Origin of the sequence: Streptomyces sp. NPDC047043, from assembly GCF_040644055.1 — a bacterium.
Taxonomy (GTDB): domain Bacteria; phylum Actinomycetota; class Actinomycetes; order Streptomycetales; family Streptomycetaceae; genus Streptomyces.
Map to the genome: position 1 here is coordinate 19,755 of NZ_JBEYVO010000056.1, position 22,353 is coordinate 42,107.

The window sequence follows — 22,353 nt, forward strand, 5'->3', positions numbered from 1 at the left end:
GCTCACTGCCCGTCGTCCCCGCTCCCGGCGTCCTGCCCGCCCAGCAGACGCTGCAGCAACTGCTCGTCCTCCTGCGACAGTTCGGACACGAAACGGGCGAGCACCGCCTCCCGGTCCGAACCGCGCTCTAGCAGGCTGTGCATCCGTACGGCAGTCTCGGACGCCTCGTCCCGGACCGGCGCGAACACGTAGCCGCGGCCCGCGGGATGCCGTACCAGCATGCCCTTGTCGTGCAGGCGCGACAGGATCGTCAGCACTGTCGTGTAGGCGAGGTCCCCGGACAGCCGCTCCTGGACCTGCCGTGCGGTCAGCGGCTGGTCAGCGGCCCACAATGCGCCGAGCACACCGCTCTCCAGCTCCCCGCGTGCTCTTCTGCCGGTCGTCTCGCCGCTTTCGTCGCTTTTCCGGTCGCGCACCGTTCACCGCCTTCCCGCTCGGCCCCAGCCTACCGGGAGCTACTACGACCTGTAGAACCGGTGCGGGATCGCTGCCACCAGAGCTACTACATGTTGTACGAGTTGCTCTACTACATGTTGTAGAGTTCGGCCGCCCACTCCACCCCGCGGAGGAACGAGCCCCTATGCCCTACCTCGGAAGTTCGGTGCATCTGCGCGCCCTGGCGGCCGCCACCCTGCGCTCCGAGCCGGTGCCGGCGACGGTGCAGACCGCGCGCGTAGCGATCGTCTCGGCGAGCATCGGTGCCGGTCACGACGGCGCCGCCGCAGAGCTTGCCCGCCGGCTCACGGCCGACGGCCTCACCGTCGATCGGTTCGACCTGCTGGACCTGCTGCCGGCCCATCTCGGACGGCTCGTGCGGGACGGTTACCACCGCATGCTGGTCCAGGCACCCTGGGCCTACCAGCGGGTCTACCGCAGCACCGAACGCGCCGGTGGCGGCGGGCCGTTGGCACGAGCGCTGCTGCGCACCGCCGAGGAACGCATGCTGAACGCGCTGCATCCCGGCACCGGCGCGGTCGTCTCCACCTACCCGGGAGCCAGCCGCGTCCTGGGCGGCCTGCGGCGGCGCGCACGACTGGCCGTGCCCGTCGTCACGTATCTCACCGACTTCTCGGTGCACCCGCTGTGGGTGGCCGACGGCGTGGACGTGCATCTCGCCGCGCACGCGGTGCCCGCCGCGCAGGCGCGGGCCGTCGGGGCACGGGACGTCCGGGTGTGCGGTCCGGTGGTGGATCCGCGGTTCCGTCCCGGCAGCGCGCGGGAGCGCGAGGCGGCCCGGGCCCGCTTCGGGCTGCCGGAGAACGCCCCGCTGGCACTGCTGGTCTCCGGCTCCTGGGGCGTCGGACCGGTCCGGCAGGTGGCCCTGGAACTGCGCGACTGCGGCGTGGCCCTCCCCGTGGTCGTCTGCGGCCGCAACGAGGCCCTGGCCGCACAGCTGCGGGCGGACGGCATCGAGCACGCACTCGGCTGGGTCGACGACATGCCGGGCCTGATGCACGCCGCCGACGTCCTGGTCCAGAACGCGGGCGGGCTCAGTTCCCTGGAGGCCTTCGCCACCGGTCTGCCCGTCGCGAGCTACCGGTGCATACCGGGGCACGGGCTGACCAACGCCGCCGCCCTGCAGGAGGCCGGCGCGGCCGTCTGGATCCGTGACCCGGCCCACCTCGAGACCGTGCTGGGCGAACTGATCGACGGCCCGCTCGGACGGCGCCGGCGCGCGGCCGGGCTCGCCCTCTTCGCCCCGGACCCCGACGCCGGGCCTGCCGCCGAGATAGCCCTCGTCCGCGCCCAGGGCCTGCCGCCCATGCGGCCGCCAACGCTCAGGCGACGGCGCCGCCCCACGGCACGCCGGCTCGTCACCACGAGCGCCGTGGCGTGCGCCGTGTGGGCGTGCGCCGTCGGCACGGGGGTCGCGACGGCATACGACGGCCCGGGTGTGCTGCACGCCATCGGACACCGCCTCGACCTCGACGACCACCATCCCGGCCGCGATCTCCGTCCGGAAGGACATCACTCGTGACCGCCGCCCGGCTGCTGCGCACCGCCGCCCTCGCCGCCGCGCCGACTCTGATGGCCACCCATGGAGCGCCGGTGATCTCGACCTTCGGACCGCTGCGCAACCGCACCATGCCCCGTCTGTCGGGCCGGGGCCGCCCGGATCACATCGCTCTCACCTTCGACGACGGCCCCGACCCGTTGTCCACCCCGCAGTTCCTGGGCCTCCTCGCCGGGCGCCAAGTCCGGGCGACCTTCTTCCTGTTGGGCCGCGAGGCGCACCGCTCGCCCGGCCTGGTCCGCGAGATCGCCGCGGCGGGTCACGAGATCGGCATCCACGGCTGGCTGCACCGCCCACTGCTGCTGCGCGGCCCGCGCGCCACGTACGACGACTTCGCCCGCGCACGCGACACCACCGCCGACCTCACCGGGCAGCAGCCCACGCTGTTCCGGCCCCCGTACGGCGTCATGTCGACCGCCGCCCATCTGGCCGCCCGCCGCCTGGCTCTCACTCCGGTGCTGTGGACCAGCTGGGGCGAGGACTGGACCGCCCGCGCCACTCCGGAGTCCGTCCACCGCACCGTCACGTCCGACCTGGACGGCGGCGGCACGATCCTGCTCCACGACTCCGACTGCACCTCCGCCCCTGGGGCCTGGCGCTCGGCTCTGGGCGCGCTCCCTCGCATCCTCGACACCTGCGAGCAACGGGGCTACGGGGTCGGCCGGTTGCGCGACCACGGCTGGCCCCGACCGGCCTGACGGTTCAGGGGCAGTCGCGTCCGCGCTCCAGGGCAGATCGTTGCTGCTCGTCCAGGAGCCTCTGGCCTCGGGCCCGGAGCGCGGAGCTGCGTCCTCGTGGCCGCCACCACCGGTGCACCCGGACGGGAGTCCGGTCCAGTGCCCCCGCGTACTCGCTGACGAGTTCACGCTCCCCGGCCGCCCTGGCGACGGCAAGCAGGACGTGCTCGCTGCTCAGGTACGGATGCCGACGGCACCGGGCCTCGTGCTCGGCCTCGCTGAGGAGTTCGTCGAGCGATGCGCTCTCAGGCAGCCGCGCGGCGAGTGATCCGCATCCGAGTTCGTCAAGGACATCCGAGACCGTGAAGGTGCCGGACAGCAGTGCTCCAAGACGCCGCGTCGTCCCCAGGGTCACGTTCTCAGATTGGACGGGTCCGACCCGCCCGCCCAGCCAGGATCACAAAACCGAGCGGCGCGCCAACAGCGCCAGGACCAGCAGGCCAGGGAGCAACGGCAGCCAACCCGTCAACAGGCGGTAGCCGATGACCGCCGACAGGGCCGCCGACCCGGGTGCGCCGGCCGCGGTGAGCGTCAGCACGAGCGCGGCGTCCAGCGAGCCCAGTCCGCCGGGGGTGGGCAGCAGGACGGCGGCGCCGCTGGCGAGAAGGTAGGCGAGCAGGACGTGACCGGCGGGCACGGTCACGTCCAGTGCCCGGACCACGGCGATCAGCACGGCGGCGTGCAGCAGGGCGAAGCCGAGACATCCTCCCCACAGGGCGCAAACCCTGGAACGCCTGCCGTGCGCCGCTCTCACGTCGGTCAGGACGCGCCGAGCCACGCGCCCCACGCGGTGGCGCAGCGGTCGGCTCAGCGCCACGGCCAGGGCGGCCACCGCAATGCAGCCGACGACCGGTATCGCCAGGGAGTTGCGCGGGATGGTCGTCGACAGCCGCGGGGTCTGGGGCCAGGCCAGGAGCAGCACACCGGCCAGCCCGAGACGGACCAGCCCGCCGGCGGCGGCCTTGACCGCCAGCGCGGTCGCCGAGCGGGCGGTGGACAGGCCGCAGCGAGTGAGGAATCGCAGGTTGACCGCGCTCGCGCCGATCCCGGCCGGAAGCACGTGGTTGGCCGCGCATGCCGCGAACTGTGCGGCCACCAGCCGCCCGGCGGGCAGCCGTTCGGCCACCGCCCCCTGTTGGGCGAGGGCCGCGCACACCCAGGTCGCCAGGCGGCCGCGCAGGCAGCCAGCAGCCAGTTCCGGTCCGCGACGGCGAGCTGGTCTGCGCCGGCGTCCACCGTGTTTCGGTGCGCGGCGAGGCCCCAAGCCGCCGCCACAGCCGCGGCCGCAGTGACGGCAAGTTGCCAGGGCCGGCCGAAGCCGCGGGACGGCGGCGCGCCGGTGGCACTCACCGCCGTCCTCCCCGCTCCGGGGCGGATGCGACGTACACGCGCAGGCCGGAGACCCGGTGCGCAGTCCAGGAGCGGGCGTAGCCGGGCGGGCCACCCCGCGGTGCCACCAGCGTGGCGGTGGGCATCCGACGGGCAGCCTGCCGGATGGCGGCTGCCGTGGTGCTGGCGTCGTGGCCACCGATCGCCGCGGACGAGCAGCCCGCGTAGTAGGCGATCGGGACGTAGTCCTCTCCGGTCACCAGGCAGGGCGGACGGACACCCAGCCGGTGCAGCCCGGCGGCGACAGCGGCCCACTCGCGATGGGCGGCGGTCGTGCGGTGCACGGTGTGCTCCAGCACCACGAACTGCACAGCCAGATGCCCGGCCAGAGCGCACGTCAGCACCGCCACGGTCAGCGGCCGACGGATCCGTCCGGGTGTCCGGAGCAGATGCACCAGGAGATCGGCCACCGGGACGGCTGTCAGCGCATAGGCGGGCAGCAGGAAACGGGGCGCCGCGTAGCCGATCAGGAAAAGGTAGGGGAAGGCCACCGAGGCCGCGCATGCCAGCGGTACGAGCGCCGCAGCACTGCGCCGAGTGCGCATGGCGACCACTGCGGCGAGGACGGCGAGGAGGGGTAAGGCGCACCACCACAAGGTCACCGCGGCAGGCGGCGCGGCACCGGTGCACGGGCGGCACAGCGTACGTCCGCCGAGGGCACGCAGCTGGTCTCCGACGGCGAAGTGCCAGCCGAGGCCGCCCTCGACGCGGGAGGCGTCGGACAGGCGCTGCGTGAGGCCGCCGTAGGAGACATACGCCTCGATCACCCACTCGGCCGCCCCGGCGGTGAGCCCGGCGAACAGCGCCATCAGCAGCGCGGGGCGCCGCCAGCGCCGTACGCCCACCAGCAGGACGAGCAAGGGCAGGGTCGCCCAGACCGCGTCCACGGGGCGCATCCAGGCCATCAGCGCCGCACTCAGACCCACGCCCCACAGGGCCGTGCGGTCGAAGCGGTTCGCCTGGGCGCGCAGGAAGCAGCCCGTGCCGGCCAAAGCGCCGACGGCGACCCAGACGTTGGGCATGGCCTGCGGGCCGTAGTACAGAGTCACCCACAAGGTGGCGAAGAGGGCGCCGGCCATCGTGCGCGCAGGGGCGGAAAAGACCCCACGCCAGCAGCGGAGGGCGAGGAAGAGGGCGAGACCGGACAGGACGGCCAGGTAGATCCGCAACAGAGCGGTGGACGACGACCAGGCGACGACCGGCGCCACCAGCAGCGGAACGCCGCGAGCGCGTGGTGCGCTGAAGAACGCGGCCGGCGCATGCGAGGCGACCTGGCTGACATAGACCGACTCGTCCCAACCGAGGCCCATCCCCGGTCGCACGAGAAGGAGTTGGGTCAGTGCGAAGGCGCCGGCAACGACCGCGAGGGCCACCTCGCCCAGGGATCGCCAGTCGGCGCGCACGGCCGTCGGTGGGCCGGGCCTGCGCGGGCCGGCCGTCAGGGCCTGTACGCCGTCTGCCATCACACACCTCTTGCTCCTACAACTTGTAGGAGTACCGACTCTACAACCTTCAGGACCTCCGGCAACGCTGTGCAGCGTCAAAGCGCCACGCGCCGCAAGGGCTTCCGGACCGGCCGACACGGGCTCCCCGGCCGGGCCGAAGGGAGCCGCATGCAGCCGCATGACGTAACGCCGATGAGCTGGCGGGCGAGATCCTCGCCACGGGACAGGCCGTCAGACTGGGCGCGGATGGCCACGGTGACCGTCCGCGCACCGCCCGGGCGGCGTTCACGGCCGAATACCGGGAGCCGTGACGCAGACTCCGCTCCACCCGTCTCGCCGTCACCGCGCCGGGCGCCCCGATGCCAGCGACGACCTGTCGCGACCGTTGAAGCCGACCCGCACCCCAAGATGATCACTCGGGACGGGGTGAACAGCAGGCGGTCGGCGGCCGGCCCCGAGCGGTCACGGGCCGTTCTCTCCCTGGGCGATCTCGACCTCGTGGTGGAAGTCGACGACGCCGGCCGTTCCGGCGGTGACGGACAGGAGTGCGCAGGCCACGAGAAGGAGCGCGGTGCAACACGCCGCGCGCGGGCGGCCCCCGGCGGGTGCCAGGAGGGCGGCGACGCGTTGCGGAACGGGGCCGGTGGCCGCGGCGGGTGCGAAGTCCGGGCGCGTGGAGGGGGAGGCGTGACCGGCGAGGGCGGCGCGGGCGATCGCCGTGGCGATCAGACGCCGGTCACCGATTGCGCTGGCAGCGGCCTCGTCGGCATCCCGCTCGGCAGCGAGCCGGACGGAGTCGCGCACGCTGCGCAGCGCGGGATGGCAGTGGGCGGCGAGTTCCGCGGCGGCCAGGAAGTAGTGGTGGCCGGCCCGGTTGTGGGCGCGTTCGTGGGCGAAGAGGGCCTCTCGTTCAGCGGGTTGAAGGCTGCGCAGCATTGCGGTGGTGACGACGATGCGGTGCGGCCGTCCGGGCAGGGCGTACGCGTCCGGGTGGGGCGAGTCGACGACGCAGAGGTCGCCGGCGGCGGGACGGCGACCGGCCTGGATGCGGGCTGCACGCAGTGCGCGGGCCTGCCGAAAGACCGAACGGGCGAGGGTGAGAGCACCGAGGGTGAGCACTCCGGTCGCCGCGGCGGCCGCGGGGAGGACGAGGTAGTCCGAGGGAGTGTGCAGGGGGTGGATGAGTTCGCCGAGGGCGGCGAAAGCGGGAAACGTGAGCAGCCCGGTCAGGACGAGGGCACCGAGGGCGGCCACGCAGGCTCCCGCCAGCGCGAGGGCCGAGGCGGTGAGGACCTGCAGCGCGGTGGCGGGGGCCAGACGGTCGAGGGTCCAGCGGGCCGGCCTCGGCACGAGGAAGGACAGGATCAGCGGTACGAGCAGCAGAGCCGTCATTGCCCGTCACCGTCCAGGAGCTGGCGCAGGACCTGTTCGTCGCCGGGGCTGAGCTGGGCGACGAAGCGGGCCAGGACCGTCTCCCGGTCGGTGTCCCGGTCGAGTTCGGTGTGCATGCGCCGGGCAGTCAGGCCCTGGGCGTCCTGCACGGGGACATAGGCGTAGCCGCGCCCCTGCCGCTCACGGCTGACCACACCCTTCTCGTGCAGACGGGTCAGAATCGTCGCCACCGTCGTCCGGGCCAGCCCGGAGCCGAGTTCACCCTGAATCCGACCTGGCGTAAGCGGGACACCCGCCGCCCACAGCGCCGCCATGACGGCCGCTTCCAGCTCGCCGGCCGGCCGCCTGTCGTCCCGCGCGTCGGTCATGGGAACATTCCTCACTCCACCGTCGTCTACAGTTGAGTAGACCGTCTACAGGATTGTAGTCACCCGTCGGATGCCGCCCTCTCCCCGCGCCCGACGGTCCGAAAGAACGACGAAAGGGCTCTCGACGATGACCACAGCCATGCACCTGTCGTCGCAGCTCGCCGTCAATGTGCTGGATGCGCGCTCGCTGCTGTCGGCCTTCGGCGTGCTGGGCGTGGGCGTGGTGCTGTTCGCCGAGACCGGGCTGCTGATCGGCTTCTTCCTGCCGGGCGACTCGCTGCTGTTCACGGCGGGGCTGCTGTGCACCGGCACCGCCGACCGCGGCCTGAAGCTGTCGCTCGCCCCGCTGCTGGTCGCCGCGGCCGTGGGGGCGCTGGCCGGCTCGCAGTGCGGTTTTCTCCTGGGCCGAAGAGCGGGCGGCGCCCTGCTCGCCCGCAGTCGCTCGGCCCGCCTGCACGAGGGGGCGCAGCGCGCGGAGGAGCTGCTGGAGCGCTACGGGCATGCGAAGGCGATCGTGCTGGCCCGCTTCGTTCCGGTGGTGCGTACGGTCCTGAACCCGATGGCGGGCGCCCTGCGGGTGCCGGTGCGGACGTTCACCGTCTGGCAGATGGCCGGCGGGCTGGTGTGGAGCCTGGGTCTCACGCTGGCGGGCTACGCGCTGGGCTCCTCGGTACCCAACGTGGACCGGTATCTGCTGCCGATGGTCGCGGTGATCGTGGCCCTGTCGCTGATTCCGCTCGCCGCCGAGGTGCTCCGCTCACGGCGGGACGCAAAGGCGAAGGAGGCCCGCGGATGATTCTCGCCCTCGACGGGTCGTCGATCGACGGCCCGGCCTACACCGACGTGGTGGGGCTCGCCCGGCACGCCCCCGCATGGCTGAAAGACACCGTGTCGGTGTGGTCGACGTACGGACTGGCCCTGTTCGCGGTGCTCATGGTTCTCGGCTGGTGGCGCGCCCGGCGGGCGAGCGCCACCGCGTCGGTGACGGCGCTGACGGTGCCGTTCGTCGCGGTCGTGGCCCACGGAGTGGACGCGGTGCGGAAGCTGCTGGTGCGCGAGGACCGCCCCTGCAGGAGCCTGCGGGTGGCTCCTCTGGACGCGTGTCCGGCGTCCGGCGACTGGTCCTTCCCCAGCAACCACGCGGCCATTACCGCCGCCGCGGCCGTCGCGTTGTTGTTCGTCTCGCGTCGACTCGGTTGGATTGCTGTCGTCGCCGCCGGTGCAATGGCGGCCTCGCGGGTCTGGATCGGCGCGCACTACCCCCATGACGTTGCTGCAGGAGTCGTGGTCGGCGTCCTGACCGTGTTGCTTGTCATGCCGGCAGTGCGCAGGCATGCGGGGGCACTGGCCGAGCGGCTGACGGTCACTCGCCTGCATGGGCTGCTGGCGGTGTCGTGAAGCGCGGCGACATCGCCGAACTGTCCGGCAGCTGCGGCCTGGGCGCGTGGACGGCGTTCGGCGTGCTGACCATGGTCATGGTGGGCCACGACGGCACACCGCTCTTCGCGGACGGCGACCTTCTGACCTGGTCCGTCAGCCACCGGCCGGACGTGGCGGTGGCATTCGCCCGAGGGCTGACCGCCACCGGGACGGGTGTCGTCCCGTACGCCCTGGCGGCGCTTGCCGGGATCATCGCGGGCCGTACCCTGCGGCGGCGCGCTCTCGCCGCCGCGCTCTGCCTGGCCTGCCTCGGGGTGGGCCAGATGCTGCGGTATGCGGTGATGGCGGTGGTCGCCCGGCCGCGACCGCCGCAGGCGGACTGGGACACGCATGCCTCGGGCTGGGCGTTCCCGTCCGGTCACACCACCACGGCGGCCCTCACCGCGGGCCTGCTGATCATCGCGGTCTGCGTGCGCGGCCCACGTGGCCGGTCCCCGCTCGTCCTGGTCATCGGCACCTGGGGCGCGCTGGTCGGGCTGACCCGCGTCTATCTCGGAGTCCACTGGTTCACCGATGTCGTCGGCGGCTGGCTGTTCGCACTCGGCTGGCTCGGCGTGTGCCTGTGCGCCGTGACCTGGTGGCTGCCCGGGCGTTGGGCCCCCGACACGACGGAGAGCGACTCGGCGCACAGGGCGAAGGAGGCGACGGCCTCGACAGGAGACCGAGCGGACACGGCACACGAACAGAGGGAGGACCATGCGCCGGACGATCCTGGTCGTCGAGGACGATCACGCCCTGCGTGACGTGCTGATGCGCGGACTGCGCGACGAGGACTTCGACACGGTCCCCGCACCGGACGGCGCCACTGCCCTGCGGCTGGCCACCACCGGCATCTCCGCCGCCGTACTCGACATCGGGCTGCCCGACGCCGACGGGCGCGACGTATGCCAGGCGATGCGTGCGAACGGGTTCCTCTCGCCGGTCATCTTCCTGACCGCGCATCACCGGCTCCCCGACCGGCTCTCCGGGTTCTCCGCTGGAGGCGACGACTACCTGCCCAAGCCGTTCCACCTCGCCGAACTCGCCGCCCGCCTGCGGGCAGTCCTCAATCGGGCCGCTCCGGTACCCGCCGCCATCGCGGGAGACCTGGTCCTGGACGCCGTCCGGCATACGGTCAGCGTGCGCGGCGCCCGGGTCGATCTGACTCCGACCGAGTTCCGTCTCCTGGCCGCTCTCATGGCCGCTTCCGGAGCAATCGTGCCCCGCCGCGACCTGGTCCGCGCAGGCTGGCCGGAAGGGGCCCAGGTCCACGACAACACCCTCGACCAGTACCTGACCCGACTGCGCCGGAAGCTGCGCGAGGCGGGCAGCGACCGGACAATCGGCACGAGCCGCGGGATCGGCCACCGCCTCTCATGAGCGACGCCCGCCCCTCACTGCGGCCCGCCGCGGCCTCCGTCCTGCGGCGTCTGGGCCCCCGCACGCTGCGCGGCCGGCTCTCCCTCGTGGCCCTCATCACGGCCACACTGCTCATGCTGGTCCTCACCGTCGCCTTCAACGCCGTGGTCCAGCGCCGCCTCCAGCACCAGGCGGACGACGAACTACGCACCCGTGCCGTCGCGGTGGCGACGACCGTCGACACCGGCGGCACGACCGTACGGGTCCTGGAGACCTCCCACGACGAACTCCTCGACGCCAACGTGTGGATCTACGCCGGCCGCCGACTGCTGGAAGCACCGCCGACCGCCGGGCCGCTGACCCCCGTCGCGGGCGCACTCGCCCACGGTGGCGGGCAGCGATGCCTCACCACCGACGTCCACGGCCCCTTCCGGCTGTGCTCCCACCCGCTGCCCGGAGGAAGGAGCGAGGCCACGGTGGTCACGGCGCTGGATCTGTCTCCCTACCGGAGTTCGGCCGACACCCTGCTCCTGGGCTCGCTCGCCCTGGACGCCGTCATGCTCGCCTGCACCTACGGCCTGACCCGGCTTGCGGTCGGCCGCGCGCTGCGGCCCGTGCGCACGATGACGGACCAGGCGACGCAGTGGAGTGCCGTCGCCTCCGAAGAGCGTTTCGGGAGCATGCGGCACCCGGCCGAACTGGCCCGCCTCGGTACGTCGTTGGACGCCATACTGGACCGCATTCGCACCGTTCTGCGGCACGAACGGCAGCTCACCGGGGAACTCTCGCACGAGTTGCGTACACCGCTCAGCCGGATCATCGCCGAACTCGACTGGTGGCAGACCCGCCCGCGCACGGCCGACCAGACCCGCGCCAGCCACCAGGTCATCGTGGATGCCGCCGAGTCCATGCGCACCATCTGCGACACCCTTCTCGACGACGCCCGCGACGGCGCACTCACCGCACGGGGCACCGCCGAAATACCGCCCACTCTGCAACGCCTCGTCGAAGCCCTGGACATGCCGGGCCACTTGACGCTCACGGCCGACGGCCCGCCTGTGACGGCCGGGGTGCCGCCTGCTCTCCTCGAACGCATCGTCAGCCCGCTCCTCGCCAACGCCTGCCGTTACGCCCGCTCCAGCGTCACCGTCCGCGCGCACCGCACACCGGGCGGCGTACGGATCGACATCGTCGACGACGGCCCCGGCGTTCCTCCCGCGTTCGCCAGGCACCTCTTCGAACCCGGCCGACGCGCGGATCCCGACGACGGACACGCCGGAGCGGGCCTGGGCCTGCCGCTGGCCCGACGCCTCGCCCGCTCCGCGGGCGGCGAGGTGGCACACGACCCCGGGCACACGCCCGGGGCACGGTTCGTGGTCAGCCTGCCCGCCGGGTAACAGCCTGCACCGGTCGGCGACACCGCCGTGTTCACGGCATGACGTCGTGCCCAACGTCCTTGCGAGAGGCGGCCAGATAGCCGACGAAGCCGAGGATGGCCACCGTCCAGGACAGCGTGACCGGCCCCAGGCCCAGGTCGAGCCCGCCCCGGCTGTGGCCGACGGCCATCCAGTCGGCGACGGAGGCACCGAGCGGGCGGGTGATGACGTACGCCGCCCAGAACGCGGCCACGGCGTTGAGACTTCCCCAGCGGTGGGCGACGGCCGGAACGGCGATCGCAGCGGCGTACACAACGGCGGAACCGAGGTAGCCGAGGCCGATCGTGGCGGTGAGGTCCCCGGCTGCGGTGCCCAGCGCGAACGTGGCCAGCACGGCGGCCCAGTAGAAGGTCTCGCGGCGCCGGGTGTGGATGCTGTGGATGGACAGGGTGCCTTCGCTGCGGTACCAGAAGGCGAAGACGGCGGCCAACGCGGCCATGAAGAACGGGGTCGAGAGCGCATAGGGCACGCCGAGCCCCACGTGCAGGACGTCGGCGGCCATCGTGCCGAACACGCTGACCATGACGATCGCAGTCCAGTAAATCCAGGCCACGTACCGCCGGACGGCGAACTGCACCGCCAGGGCGGCCGCCAGAGCGACGCCGCCGAGGCCGACAGCGGGGATCGGGCCGAAGGCATGGGCCAGGAAGTCGGAGGCCGTCTCGCCCATCCCGGTTGTCAGCACCTTGATGATCCAGAAGTAGACGGTCACCTCCGGCACCGTGCTCGCCGCGTGACGGATGTGGCCCGCGGGCCGGTTGTGGGTGAGGTGATCAGTCGACATGGCACGCACGATGACACGGTGACCGGTCGCCGCCCCAGACCCCTTTGCCATTGTTTTGGGGCTTCTGGAACCCGAGTTGCCCAATACTCCTCCGAGCCTGAACACAACCTGAACGCCTGCGCCGAAGAGCTGGTCAACGCCGTGCAGCCGGTGCTAGTGGCCGTCTCCCGTCCCGACCACCGCGGCCAGGCGGGTGCGAGAACGATTTCCGGCACGCAGGAGCGCGGCTCCCGACGTGCCAGCCGCCCGGAGATCCGCCGACCGGTGCACTCAGCGCCCGCCACAAAACGTGGCATCGGCCCGAACGTGGGCGCAGCCAAGGAACCGGTGAAATACAGCCCGAGCAGACAGACTCGAACGCAGCGGCCAAGCGCGGGGCTCAGCATCGCGGACTGCCGACCACCGCTCTGTACATCTCGACGCTGCGGCGCACTCAGCACGCGTTGCACGCTCGTCGACCGACGTTTTTTCAGGTCATCCCGGTCGATCAAGCCTGAACGCCCGGCCCCTGTCGGCACCCACCTGACGATTCCCGACGTGCATGCGCAGGCCGGCGCATTCGGTCGGCGGGGATGGCGTGCGCGCTCGCTCTCCCAGCCAGGTACGGCAGCACAGAGAGGCGACCTTCACCGAGCCATGGTCGGCAGCGTCAGTCCTGGACCAGTTGATCGGCAAGGCGATGCGCCTGGGCCAGCAGCGTTCCGTAGGCCGCCAGCGCGTCGGGGTCGTCGGGCACGGCTTCCGGCAGCCGTCGCCGGAACTCGTCGAGCGTGCGGTGGAGTTCGCCGACTGCCTCGGGCAGCCGCTTCGCGGAGCAGTCGTCGCGACGGCCCGGGGCGAACCGGGTTTGACGGTAGAGCCGGACGGCATACGCCGTATGACGCAGGAAGTCCGCGTAGGCACGGGTGAGTGCTGCGGTCGGCGGGGCCGCCCTCCCCCTGCCGGCGATCTCCCGTGCGGCCCGGGTCATACCCGCCGTATGGACGGCGACGGAGTCGAGGACGGCCAGCCCGTCGGCATAGGCCTGGTCGTGCGCGGAAGGCGACCTCTCGTGCCGCCCGCGCGGATTGCCGCGCATGCTTTCGCGGCTCCAGCCGATCGCCGACCGGGCCCGGTCGACCAGGCGGCCCAGACGCAGTGCGCGCTCGTGCCATTCCCCGGCCGCGTGGCCGTCCCACTCGCCGGTGGCCAGTCCGTCGGCCACCGCATCCAGGATCTCCTGCGCCTCACGGGCCGCGTCCTCCAGCGCGGCGCGGGCGTCGCGCAAGTACACCGGCGGCCGGACCAGCGCGTTGACCGCCACGCCGACCACCGCGCCGAAGACCGCCTCCGCGATGCGGGCGGCCGCCGAGGCGACGGTGACCTGGCCACCGGTCAGCACGAAGAGCGCACCGGTCGCGGCGTAGATGCCCTGGCTCCCCAGGCGCTGCCACTGCCCCAGAAGCAGCACCGCCGGGAGGACCAGGGCCATCGTAATCATCGTGCGGTCCAGCAGCAGCGCCACCAGAGTCGCGACCAGCGTGCCCACCGCGATCGCGGCGAGCTGCTGCAGGCCGTGTGCGACCGACCTGTACACCGTCGACTCCACCAGCACGACCGCGACCCACGGTGCCACGAACGCCATCGGAGCCTGGAGCCACCAGCCCACGACGGCCCATGCCACCCAGGCGGCCAGTGCCCCCTTCCCCACCTGCACCGCCAGATCCCGCTCAGGCCCCGGGCCGGCCCACGCCCGCCGCACCGCCCGTACGGCAGTGCCGACCCGCCACCGGACGGTCCGGGCCGCCCTACGTTTCCACTCCATGAGACGACAAGTGCCACACCAGCGACAGGACGCACCCGCCAATAGCGACTTCACCTGGATTGACAGCCTCAAGATCCCCTGGGTGCGAGATGGGCAGTTCGTCATCGTTACGCCTGCTGCCGAGGGACTGGTCTGCGGCATCGCCCGGACTCTGTCCTTCTTTGCCCGTCGCGGACACCGGCCGAGGAGGCGCCGATGACAGCCGAGACCCTCGCCAACGCTCCCCCGCTTCGCTGTTGGGTGCCCCCGGGTGTGTACGCGCCGCAGACCGACACCCGGCTGTTGGAGCGTGCGATGCGCGGGGGGAGAGGCACCGCGGGGAAGGACGTACTGGACCTGGGTACTGGAAGCGGCCTGCTCGCGGTGGCGGCGGCCCGCCTCGGCTGCCAGGTCACTGCGGGGGACATCTCCTGGTGGGCGATCGCCGCAGCCTGGCTGAACGCCCTGCTGAACGGTCAGACGCTGCGTGCGCCACGGCGACCCGACGGCGGCAGTGCCCGGCCGTCGCTTCGACCTGGTGATCTCCAACCCGCCGTACGTACCCGCGCCCGCCCCGGGGCCCCTGCAGCCCAAGGGCCCCGCGCCAGGCCCTCGGACGCCGGAACGGACTGTCGACTGCTGATCGACCGAAGCGGTTGGCCGGCGCAGTCGGGGAACTCGGTGACCGCAAAGGACCTGAGGACTGGGAGTGAAACCATGAGCGTAACGACACGGGACTCTCGCGACGGCCCGACGCGGCAGAAGATGCTGGGCATCTACCTCAATGATCACCTGGCGGGTGCCACGACGGGCACCGAGCTTGCCCGGCGCATGGTTCAGGAGCATCAGGGGTCTGCGTACGCCGGCACCTTGGGGAAACTGTCGGCGGAGATCTCACAGGATCGTCAGGCTCTGTTGCGGCTGGTTGCAGATCTCGACCTCCCGATAAGGCGTTACAAGCTCTACGGGGCGTGGCTGGGCGAGAAAATTACGCGGGTGAAGCCGAATGGCCGCCTGCTGCGTCGCTCCGGCCTCACCCTGCTGGTCGAACTCGAAACCCTGCGGACGGGGGTGCAGGGCAAGGCATCACTCTGGCGCTCCCTGCTCTCCGCATCAGCGCGAGACTCCCGCCTGGACGCCGACTGGCTCGAACAGCTACTGGACCGGGCGGAGCAACAGATCCAGGCGCTGGACGTCCTGCACGCCAGGGCCGCGGAGGCACTGCTGTCCCCCGCCACCCCGTCGGACGCTGTCGCCGGAAAGCGCGCGCCGACGTGATCACGGCAGAACGGCGGGAGCGATCGGCCACCTGCGTCTGATGACCTCGTGCCTTCCTCCTCGCCTGCGGCGTCCCGCTACAGGTCGAGAGTGCCCAATACCGCTCTCGGGCCGCCCAGCGGAACCGAGAAGGCCGCTTCCGCCCTGGCTGCCTGGACGGCAAACAGCGGCCAACGGCGTGCGTCCGGGACACGCCGCAGAACGGCGGCGAACACCGGGCCCGCAACCGTGCGGCCTCCATACACGGGCCTTCACCCCAGGGTCTAACGGCTCTCCGCCAGCTGCGCCACCACACGGACTCGCGTACAGCACGACCCCCGTGTCCGGCTTACCCTTCCCCAGCAAACAGGGGTTATTTGTCATGAATTGCAGGCATGGCTGGTGCCCCGGCCGGATACCCGGGCGCAATGGTACGGACGTTGAAGGGGCATGGAAGGCACGGTGGACACGCTGCGGCCGGCCAGGAGGCCGATGTCGCGCGGGCCCGTGAGACCGGGCCGGATGAGCAGGTTGAGCGGCAGGCGCCGGACACTCCGACGGATCTGCCCAAGCGCTCCTGGGCGGCGGTGCTGAAGGGCGCCGTGAGGGAGTTCAAGAAGGACGAGTTGACCGACCGGGCGGCGGCGCTGACCTACTACGGGATCCTGGCGCTGTTCCCGGCCCTGCTGGCGCTGATTTCGCTGCTCGGCCTCGTCGGACAGTCGGCGACGCAGCAGGTGCTGGACAACATCCAAAAGCTCGCCCCGGGCGCGGCGCGGGACGTTCTTGGTAACGCAGTCACGCAACTGCAGCACAACGCCGGCCTCGGCTCCATCATGGCGATCGTGGGTCTGGTGCTCGCGGTGTGGTCGGCGTCCGGCTATGTCGCCGCGTTCATCCGCAGCGCGAACGCCGTCTACGACGTCCCGGAGGGCCGCCCGGTGTGGAAGGTGCTCCCGGTCCGCGTCGGTGTGACCGCGGTCCTGATGGTCCTGGCGGTGATCAGCGCGCTGATCGTGGTGTTCACCGGCAGCCTGGCCCGCCAGGCCGGCACTACGCTCGGGGTCGGGGACACGTTCTTGACGGTGTGGTCGATCGCGAAGTGGCCCGTGCTGATCCTCCTGGTCACGATCATGATCGCAATCCTGTACTGGGCGACACCGAACGCGCGCGTGCGCGGCTTCCGCTGGATCACGCCGGGCAGTTTCCTGGCGCTGGTGATCTGGATGGTCGCCTCGGCCGGGTTCGCTTTGTATGTGGCGAACTTCGCCTCCTACAACAAGACCTACGGCACCTTCGCCGGCGTGATCGTCTTTCTGGTGTGGCTGTGGATCACGAACCTGGCGATCCTGCTGGGCCTGGAGGTCGACGCGGAACTGGCCCGCCAGCGGGCCGTCGCGGGCGGCCATCCGGCCGAGGCGGAGCCGTACGTCGAGCCGCGCGACACCCGCACGTGGGACGAGGAGGACCGCCGTCGCCTTGAATTCTGAGGTGGTGGAGCATCGCCGCGGGCCTGTCCCAGTCCGGCGGGAGGGTGCACGCCCACGCGGTGCGGTCGTGGTGGTTGCCGGTGGAGTGCTCCAACTGGCCCAGCGACAGGTGGGTCTTGAGCCAGAAGCATCCCTTGCTCCGCAAGCGAGTTCCCCTCGTTGCCGCAGACCACCGACAACACAGAGTCGCAACAGCCTCATGACCCGTTTCACGGAAAATCTTGGATGAGCCAGAATTCGGCCGTCACCAAGAGACAAAGCCCAGCGCGTCGCAACGCCTGGCAGCCGAACCCCGCAAGCCTGTGGGATGAGCACCGCCGGAGGCCATGGACGCTACCGCACCGACGCGATGGCCCGGGCACCCCGAGAACGACACCTGTGACGGCGGCCAGCACTACCGCCCGAGGGGATCAAAGCACATCGATCTACCTGATAGCGGAGGAAGGGGACCGAGGGCTAGACTCGCGCAACCTACGCCATGGGGGTGGCCGGTATGCGACGGTGGGCCGAGTTCGTTCTGCGGCATCGCAAGGCGGTTGTGGGTTTTTGGGGCCTGGTGCTGATTGCAGGCGTGTTGCTGGCCGGCCGGACGACGGATCGGATGACGATCGACTTCTCGTTGCCTGGCCAACCTGGCACTGTGACGGCGCACAAGATCGAGCACGCCTTCGGCAGCGGCGGCGATACCAGTCCCTACCTGGTCTCGGTCACGCTCCCGGCCGGGCAAACGATCTCCGGCCACGAGGCCGACGTCGGCCGGGTGTTCACAGCAGTCGGCGACGCGGTCCCGAATGTGCGGGTGATCGACGAGGCGAACACCGGTGACAAGGCCTTCCGGACCAAAGACGACCGCACCGCCTATGCGCTGGTGTTCTACCGGTTCAACCCGTCGCCGAGTCAGAAGCTGTTGACCGATCCGATCCGCTCGGCGGCTGAGAAGGCCACGCCCTCCGGCGCCACGGTCGGAGTGACGGGTGAGGACGTTCTGGCCTCCGGAGGCGACGACAACGGAGGGCCGGGGGTGCTCGGAGAGACGCTCCTCGGCGCCGTCGGCGCCCTCGCCGTGCTCGCCTTCGTCTTCGCCTCCTTCCTCGCTCTGCTGCCGCTGCTGGTAGCAGCGGTGTCGATCCTTGCGACCTTCGTGATGCTGCTGCCGCTCACCTACGCCACCAATGTGTCGTTCATCGTGCAATTCCTGGTCGCCCTCATCGGACTGGGTGTGGCGATCGACTACTCGCTGCTGTTCGTCACCCGCTGGCGCGAGGAGCGCGACCACGGCCGGGACAACCACGAAGCGGTCGTGGTCGCGATGGAACGGGCCGGGCATGCGGTGGTGTTCAGCGGCGTGACGGTGGCCATCGGCCTGCTCGCCCTGGTCGTCCTCCCGGTGCCGTTCATGCGCAGCATGGGCTACGGCGGGGCGCTCATCCCGCTGGCGAGCGTGCTGACGACGCTGACCCTGACGCCGGCGATTCTGGGCGGCATCGGACCGCGGGTCGACTGGCCCAAGATCCGCCACGAGAACCGGGCAAGCCGCGCCTGGAGCCGGTGGACCGCCGCCGTGGTGCGGCACCGCTGGATCGCGGCCGGCGCCGCGCTCGCCGCGCTGGCGGCCCTGATCGGGGTCTTTTTCGGTGTCAAGATCGGCCTCGCCTCCTCGGAATCGCTGGCAAAGAACGGCCCGGCGTACGAGACCCTGACCACTTTGGAACGTGGCGGTGTCCCGACCGGCGTGCTGACCCCGATGGAGGTCCTGGTCCGCACCGACCGGGCCCAGCCGGTGGCCGCCGAGCTGGCCAAGGTCGACGGCGTGAAGCGGGCGCTCGTGCCCTCCGGGCCGGCCGGCAACCGGGGCGGACAGAGCATTGTCGTGGTCATCCCGGACGACGAGACGGTGAACTCGAAGAGCATTGGCGTGGTCAAGCGGGTCAAGCACGCCACGGACAACCTTCCCGGGGTCGTCGGCGTCGCCGGCATCGGGGCGGCCCAGATCGACTTCATGCACGCCGTCTACGGCAACTTCCCGCTGATGCTCACGATCATCGCGCTGCTGACGTACGTGCTGCTGGTGCGCGCCTTCCGCTCGCTGCTGCTGCCCCTCAAGGCGGTGCTCCTCAACCTGATCTCACTGGCCGCGACACTCGGCCTGATGGTGATCTTCTGGCAGTACGGTCACGGCTCCAACGCGATCTTCGGCATCGAGGCCACCGGCGCCATCACGTTCTGGATCCCCCTCATGGTCTTCGCATTCCTGTTCGGCCTGTCGATGGACTACGAGGTGTTCATCCTGTCCCGCATCCGCGAGGAGTACGACACCCCACGATCGACCAACGCCGCCGTCATCGAGGGTGTCGGCCGTACGGGCCGTCTCGTCACCAGCGCAGCGCTGATCCTCTTCCTCGCCTTCGCCGCACTCGCTTCCGGTCCCGGCACCGACCTCAAGACCCTGGCCACCGGCCTCGGCTTCGGCATCCTCCTGGACGCGACCATCGTGCGGATGCTGCTCGTACCCTCGCTCGTCTCGTTGTTCGGCTCGTGGAACTGGTACCTCCCGGGCTGGGCTGCCCGCCCCTTGCGCGTCCAACCGTCCTACCCCCACCCAGAAGAGGCACAGCCCGCATCGAAGACACCCGTGGGCTGACCCATCAGTCACCCCCGGTCGCCGGCCGGGCCTTGCCGTGCAACGGCGGATCGCGGCCATCCCGGGAGTACACCGTGCGCACTGCCCGCACGACACCCGCATCTCGCGTCTCCCGCTCGAAGACATCCGCAGAGGGGACGACCATCATCCTTGCCGCATTGCACCGGTGTGGTGATGTCCGCGGCCGTGAAGCCTGCCTCGCACGCACACACGGCGACAGCCCCCCGTCTAGTCCCGCACACCGTCAGTACCACAACGCAGACGGCTCACCCCCCGACCCGACCGGCCCAGGCAGCCCGCCACACCCCCTCCTCGCCGAACACCTGCCGCACCACACCGCAGCCAAGGACAGCATCAACCACCTTGGCAACTCGACAGTTGAGATCCTCGGCGTGAGCGAGGCCCCGTTGGGCCAGGTGCGGGCGCCGATCTCCTCCTTGAGCAGGGTCCAGAAGCTCTCCGCGGCGGCGTTGTCGAAGCATGATCCGGTGCATCCGCGGCTCTGCCGCAGGCCCAACTCCCTTATCCGTCCGAGGAATCGGGCCGAGGTATATGCGCTTCCGCGATCGCTGTGGATCACACAGCCGGGCTCCAGGTGGCCGCGGCCACAGGCCAAGTCCAGGGCGTCTAGAACGAGTTCGGCGCCGTGATGTCGGCCATGGCATAGCCGACGACCACGCCAGCGACCGGGTCCAGCCGGCAGACGAGTTAGACCCAGCCCTCGGCGGTGGGCAGGTAGGTGATGCCGCCGACCAGCAGGGTCGTCGCCGCGCGGCTTCGCCACCGCGGCCAACGATCTCTCCCCGGCCGGACTCGGTGTCCGGCGGATCGGACTGCAACGCGTTGGAAAGCCCGGGAAGGCGCGGGGTTTGTACGAGCAGAGCCGCCGATTCCGGCGGATGCGCAATTGGAGGGTCGGCGTCGAGGGAATCAGTCACCTCAATCGCAGCTTCGGCCTTCGCCGCACTCGCCTGCCACGCCTGGCCGGCGCCCAGACGGGGACCGGACTGGGGATCTTCGCCTGCAACCTCCTGGAGTCGCGTTCGGACTCCGGTGCGGACTCGACGGCCGGCCTCGCTATCCCGCATCACCGTGTAGCCGCCAGCGATTTACCCACGTGCTGGCGCATGCGCGAGAGATGCCCATCTCAGCGGCGACGTGGGCGATGGCACGTGTCTGGCACCGCTTCACGAGCCGCCTACGGCCCTCGACGCTCAGGGGCGCATTCGCGTGGGGCACTCGTCGTCCTCTCGAAGTCAGACGACGGCAGGCGCGACACCTATGGTGCGCGCCTGCCGCATTGCGGCCTTTCAGCCCCGCGGTGCGACGCGGATACGGTTCCCGTCAGGATCGGCTGCGAGGAAGGTCAGCCCGAACCCCGCATCATGAGGCTCGCGCAGGATCGTGACCGCCTTGGAATTCCACTGCTCAAAGATCGCGTTGAGCTCGTCGGGTCCACCGTCGATGGCCAGGCACACCTCACTGGTGCGCGGGACGTCCGGTGACAGATCCTCGAACTGGCCAGACCACAGACCGAGATCAGCGCCTGGCCCGAGGTCGAAGGTGATGTATCCCGAAGTCTCGAACGAGGGGCTCATGCCGAGGAGGTCGCCGTAGAAACGCGCTGCGGCGGGAGCGTCGTTCACGTAGACGATGGACACGACAGATCGGGTCATGGTTGTTCCTTCTCACAGGTCGTAGGTACGCATCCACCAGCCTGACCGGGATATGCGCCGCATCATGTCGCAATTCCTGAAAAAGTTGGCGTGTGACCCCAGATCGCTTCTTCACCCTGATGCTGCTCCTCACATCGAGGGATGCCGTGACCACACAGGAACTTGCCTCAGCGCTCGGAGTGTCCCTTCGAACCATCACCCGAGACCTGAACTGGCTCCGCGACGCCGGTCTGCCGGTGACCGCACACCGGGGCCGCCTCGGAGGCGTGACCATGCCGCCCGGGTCCGGGCTCGACCTCACGCGACTCACACCGGACGAGCGTGATCATCTGTCGCTCACCGGGCTGGATGAGAAGCAACGAGCGGAGCTCAACGCATCGGCCGAAAGCCAGCGTGCACTCTCCAAGATCGTCGCTACACAGCCACGTCGAGTTCATGAGCTCCTGCCGCTCACCGACGTAGTGCACGTGGACAGCCGTCCCTGGCGTCAGGCACAAGCTTCCGGCACGACTCCGGCTTCGCTGATCGGCGCAGTGCGGCGAGGCCGCCGGCTACGGATCGCGTACGACAGCCCACGCGAGTCATGCCCACGCGACCTGGTCGTGGATCCCTACGGGCTGTTCGCCAAGGCCGGCATCTGGTACCTCGTCGCCGACTGTGCCCGAGAGCCACGGATGTACCGACTCGAACGGATCACGACGTGGAAAGAAGTCGACCAGCCACGACGGATCCGCGAGAGCCAGACCCTGGCCACCGTCGCTGCAGCGCTCATTGATCAGTGGGAGCACAACCACGCGATAGAGGTCAGCGCCACCATCGACCACACCCAGATCGAGCGAGCGCAACGGATCTTCGGCCTACGACTCGCCCCGGACGACCAGGAAGAATCTGCCACTGGCCGCAAGGTAACGATCCGCTTCCTGCAGCTGGAGGACGTGCGAGCACTCCTGCCGTTCGGGAGCGCCATCACTGTGCACGGCCCCACCGAAGCCAGGGCTCACCTCCGCGACCTCGCCACCAATCTTGCCCACCACTATGCGCCGTCACCAACGTCCTGACCCGCAACAACTAGGGCGTTTCGTTTAGATCATCGGATCGTTGGTCTGGTGTGTCGTTGAGTGATGCGCAGTGGGCGCGGATCGAGCCGTTGCTCCCGGACCGGA

The 22,353-nt window shown here is 70.7% G+C and carries 20 protein-coding genes and 3 pseudogenes; 13 read left to right on the top strand and 10 right to left on the bottom strand.

Features of this window, described 5'->3' with window-relative positions:
- Positions 1 to 2: 2 nt before the first annotated feature.
- Positions 3 to 416, bottom strand: a complete 414-nt coding sequence (locus ABZ880_RS51380) for a BlaI/MecI/CopY family transcriptional regulator (protein WP_361278203.1) — start codon at positions 414 to 416, stop codon at positions 3 to 5.
- A 164-nt stretch (positions 417 to 580) separates the two neighbouring features.
- On the opposite strand from ABZ880_RS51380, the gene ABZ880_RS51385 reads away from it, so the two are divergent.
- Positions 581 to 1,978 carry a glycosyltransferase gene (locus ABZ880_RS51385; RefSeq protein WP_361278205.1) on the top strand — a complete coding sequence of 466 codons (1,398 nt, stop codon included), beginning with the start codon at positions 581 to 583 and terminating at the stop codon, positions 1,976 to 1,978.
- Positions 1,975 to 2,712, top strand: coding sequence for a polysaccharide deacetylase family protein (locus ABZ880_RS51390; RefSeq protein WP_361278207.1), 738 nt, complete (start codon positions 1,975 to 1,977; stop codon positions 2,710 to 2,712). Before ABZ880_RS51385 ends, ABZ880_RS51390 begins: the two co-directional genes overlap by 4 nt.
- A gap of 4 nt (positions 2,713 to 2,716) precedes the next feature.
- On the opposite strand, the gene ABZ880_RS51395 is transcribed toward ABZ880_RS51390, so the two are convergent.
- The 5 genes from ABZ880_RS51395 to ABZ880_RS51415 all read right to left on the bottom strand — a co-directional run bounded on the left by ABZ880_RS51395 (position 2,717) and on the right by ABZ880_RS51415 (position 7,345).
- A complete protein-coding gene (locus ABZ880_RS51395; RefSeq protein WP_361278209.1) occupies positions 2,717 to 3,106 on the bottom strand; it encodes a Clp protease N-terminal domain-containing protein in 390 nt (129 codons plus the stop codon).
- Between the two features lie 42 nt (positions 3,107 to 3,148).
- A complete protein-coding gene (locus tag ABZ880_RS51400) occupies positions 3,149 to 3,877 on the bottom strand; it encodes a lysylphosphatidylglycerol synthase domain-containing protein (RefSeq protein WP_361278211.1) in 729 nt (242 codons plus the stop codon).
- A gap of 220 nt (positions 3,878 to 4,097) precedes the next feature.
- The gene (locus ABZ880_RS51405; protein WP_361278213.1) at positions 4,098 to 5,603 is read right to left on the bottom strand and encodes a hypothetical protein; all 1,506 of its coding nucleotides are present in this window, start codon (positions 5,601 to 5,603) and stop codon (positions 4,098 to 4,100) included.
- Between the two features lie 444 nt (positions 5,604 to 6,047).
- Positions 6,048 to 6,977 carry a M48 family metalloprotease gene (locus tag ABZ880_RS51410; protein ID WP_361278215.1) on the bottom strand — a complete coding sequence of 310 codons (930 nt, stop codon included), beginning with the start codon at positions 6,975 to 6,977 and terminating at the stop codon, positions 6,048 to 6,050.
- Positions 6,974 to 7,345, bottom strand: coding sequence for a BlaI/MecI/CopY family transcriptional regulator (locus tag ABZ880_RS51415; protein ID WP_361278217.1), 372 nt, complete (start codon positions 7,343 to 7,345; stop codon positions 6,974 to 6,976). The genes ABZ880_RS51410 and ABZ880_RS51415 overlap by 4 nt, the downstream gene beginning before the upstream one ends.
- A gap of 127 nt (positions 7,346 to 7,472) precedes the next feature.
- Between ABZ880_RS51415 and ABZ880_RS51420 the strand changes: the two genes are divergently transcribed.
- Genes ABZ880_RS51420 through ABZ880_RS51440 form a run of 5 tightly spaced genes read left to right on the top strand, consistent with a single transcriptional unit; the run spans position 7,473 to position 11,520 of the window.
- On the top strand, positions 7,473 to 8,141 hold the full coding sequence (locus tag ABZ880_RS51420) for a DedA family protein (protein WP_361278220.1): 669 nt from the start codon (positions 7,473 to 7,475) through the stop codon (positions 8,139 to 8,141).
- Entirely contained in the window at positions 8,138 to 8,743 is a 606-nt protein-coding gene (locus tag ABZ880_RS51425; protein WP_361278222.1) for a phosphatase PAP2 family protein, read from the top strand. The genes ABZ880_RS51420 and ABZ880_RS51425 overlap by 4 nt, the downstream gene beginning before the upstream one ends.
- Positions 8,740 to 9,528 carry a phosphatase PAP2 family protein gene (locus ABZ880_RS51430; protein WP_361278224.1) on the top strand — a complete coding sequence of 263 codons (789 nt, stop codon included), beginning with the start codon at positions 8,740 to 8,742 and terminating at the stop codon, positions 9,526 to 9,528. The genes ABZ880_RS51425 and ABZ880_RS51430 overlap by 4 nt, the downstream gene beginning before the upstream one ends.
- Positions 9,482 to 10,144, top strand: coding sequence for a response regulator transcription factor (locus tag ABZ880_RS51435; RefSeq protein WP_361278226.1), 663 nt, complete (start codon positions 9,482 to 9,484; stop codon positions 10,142 to 10,144). The genes ABZ880_RS51430 and ABZ880_RS51435 overlap by 47 nt, the downstream gene beginning before the upstream one ends.
- Positions 10,141 to 11,520 (top strand): HAMP domain-containing sensor histidine kinase, encoded by a 1,380-nt coding sequence (locus ABZ880_RS51440; RefSeq protein ID WP_361278228.1) that lies wholly within the window; start codon positions 10,141 to 10,143, stop codon positions 11,518 to 11,520. The genes ABZ880_RS51435 and ABZ880_RS51440 overlap by 4 nt, the downstream gene beginning before the upstream one ends.
- 31 nt (positions 11,521 to 11,551) lie before the next feature.
- Here the strand turns inward: ABZ880_RS51440 and ABZ880_RS51445 are convergent, their stop codons facing one another.
- Together ABZ880_RS51445 and ABZ880_RS51450 are read right to left on the bottom strand one after the other, a co-directional pair.
- On the bottom strand, positions 11,552 to 12,343 hold the full coding sequence (locus tag ABZ880_RS51445) for a hypothetical protein (RefSeq protein ID WP_361278230.1): 792 nt from the start codon (positions 12,341 to 12,343) through the stop codon (positions 11,552 to 11,554).
- Positions 12,344 to 12,992: 649 nt separating this feature from the next.
- On the bottom strand, positions 12,993 to 14,147 hold the full coding sequence (locus ABZ880_RS51450) for an aromatic acid exporter family protein (RefSeq protein ID WP_361278232.1): 1,155 nt from the start codon (positions 14,145 to 14,147) through the stop codon (positions 12,993 to 12,995).
- 294 nt (positions 14,148 to 14,441) lie between these two features.
- On the opposite strand from ABZ880_RS51450, the pseudogene ABZ880_RS51455 reads away from it, so the two are divergent.
- The 5 genes and pseudogenes from ABZ880_RS51455 to ABZ880_RS51475 all read left to right on the top strand — a co-directional run.
- A pseudogene (locus tag ABZ880_RS51455) lies at positions 14,442 to 14,594 on the top strand (50S ribosomal protein L11 methyltransferase); the annotation flags it as partial.
- A gap of 249 nt (positions 14,595 to 14,843) precedes the next feature.
- Positions 14,844 to 15,404, top strand: a complete 561-nt coding sequence (locus ABZ880_RS51460; protein WP_361278244.1) for a hypothetical protein — start codon at positions 14,844 to 14,846, stop codon at positions 15,402 to 15,404.
- Between the two features lie 407 nt (positions 15,405 to 15,811).
- Complete coding sequence (locus ABZ880_RS51465; protein ID WP_361278234.1) at positions 15,812 to 16,873, top strand: YihY/virulence factor BrkB family protein; 1,062 nt, start codon at positions 15,812 to 15,814, stop codon at positions 16,871 to 16,873.
- Between the two features lie 493 nt (positions 16,874 to 17,366).
- Positions 17,367 to 19,514 (top strand): MMPL family transporter, encoded by a 2,148-nt coding sequence (locus tag ABZ880_RS51470; protein WP_361278236.1) that lies wholly within the window; start codon positions 17,367 to 17,369, stop codon positions 19,512 to 19,514.
- A gap of 749 nt (positions 19,515 to 20,263) precedes the next feature.
- Positions 20,264 to 20,545, top strand: a pseudogene (locus tag ABZ880_RS51475) (ISNCY family transposase); the annotation flags it as partial.
- A gap of 49 nt (positions 20,546 to 20,594) precedes the next feature.
- Here the strand turns inward: ABZ880_RS51475 and ABZ880_RS51480 are convergent.
- Together ABZ880_RS51480 and ABZ880_RS51485 are read right to left on the bottom strand one after the other, a co-directional pair.
- Positions 20,595 to 20,753 (bottom strand): annotated as a pseudogene (locus ABZ880_RS51480) (leucine zipper domain-containing protein); the annotation flags it as partial.
- Positions 20,754 to 20,824: 71 nt separating this feature from the next.
- The gene (locus ABZ880_RS51485) at positions 20,825 to 21,190 is read right to left on the bottom strand and encodes a VOC family protein (RefSeq protein WP_361278238.1); all 366 of its coding nucleotides are present in this window, start codon (positions 21,188 to 21,190) and stop codon (positions 20,825 to 20,827) included.
- Positions 21,191 to 21,282: 92 nt separating this feature from the next.
- Here ABZ880_RS51485 and ABZ880_RS51490 point away from each other — a divergent pair, with 92 nt between their 5' ends.
- The gene (locus ABZ880_RS51490) at positions 21,283 to 22,248 is read left to right on the top strand and encodes a WYL domain-containing protein (RefSeq protein ID WP_361278240.1); all 966 of its coding nucleotides are present in this window, start codon (positions 21,283 to 21,285) and stop codon (positions 22,246 to 22,248) included.
- Positions 22,249 to 22,353: the final 105 nt, after the last annotated feature.

Coding starts and splice junctions, on each gene's coding strand:
- ABZ880_RS51405 (WP_361278213.1), bottom strand. CDS start 5,603: ATGGCAGACGGCGTACAGGCCCTGACGGCCGGCCCGCGCAGGCCCGGC.
- ABZ880_RS51460 (WP_361278244.1), top strand. CDS start 14,844: ATGAGCGTAACGACACGGGACTCTCGCGACGGCCCGACGCGGCAGAAG.
- ABZ880_RS51440 (WP_361278228.1), top strand. CDS start 10,141: ATGAGCGACGCCCGCCCCTCACTGCGGCCCGCCGCGGCCTCCGTCCTG.
- ABZ880_RS51385 (WP_361278205.1), top strand. CDS start 581: ATGCCCTACCTCGGAAGTTCGGTGCATCTGCGCGCCCTGGCGGCCGCC.
- ABZ880_RS51410 (WP_361278215.1), bottom strand. CDS start 6,977: ATGACGGCTCTGCTGCTCGTACCGCTGATCCTGTCCTTCCTCGTGCCG.
- ABZ880_RS51485 (WP_361278238.1), bottom strand. CDS start 21,190: ATGACCCGATCTGTCGTGTCCATCGTCTACGTGAACGACGCTCCCGCC.
- ABZ880_RS51465 (WP_361278234.1), top strand. CDS start 15,812: ATGGTACGGACGTTGAAGGGGCATGGAAGGCACGGTGGACACGCTGCG.
- ABZ880_RS51435 (WP_361278226.1), top strand. CDS start 9,482: ATGCGCCGGACGATCCTGGTCGTCGAGGACGATCACGCCCTGCGTGAC.
- ABZ880_RS51470 (WP_361278236.1), top strand. CDS start 17,367: ATGCGACGGTGGGCCGAGTTCGTTCTGCGGCATCGCAAGGCGGTTGTG.
- ABZ880_RS51425 (WP_361278222.1), top strand. CDS start 8,138: ATGATTCTCGCCCTCGACGGGTCGTCGATCGACGGCCCGGCCTACACC.
- ABZ880_RS51420 (WP_361278220.1), top strand. CDS start 7,473: ATGACCACAGCCATGCACCTGTCGTCGCAGCTCGCCGTCAATGTGCTG.
- ABZ880_RS51445 (WP_361278230.1), bottom strand. CDS start 12,343: ATGTCGACTGATCACCTCACCCACAACCGGCCCGCGGGCCACATCCGT.
- ABZ880_RS51415 (WP_361278217.1), bottom strand. CDS start 7,345: ATGACCGACGCGCGGGACGACAGGCGGCCGGCCGGCGAGCTGGAAGCG.
- ABZ880_RS51450 (WP_361278232.1), bottom strand. CDS start 14,147: ATGGAGTGGAAACGTAGGGCGGCCCGGACCGTCCGGTGGCGGGTCGGC.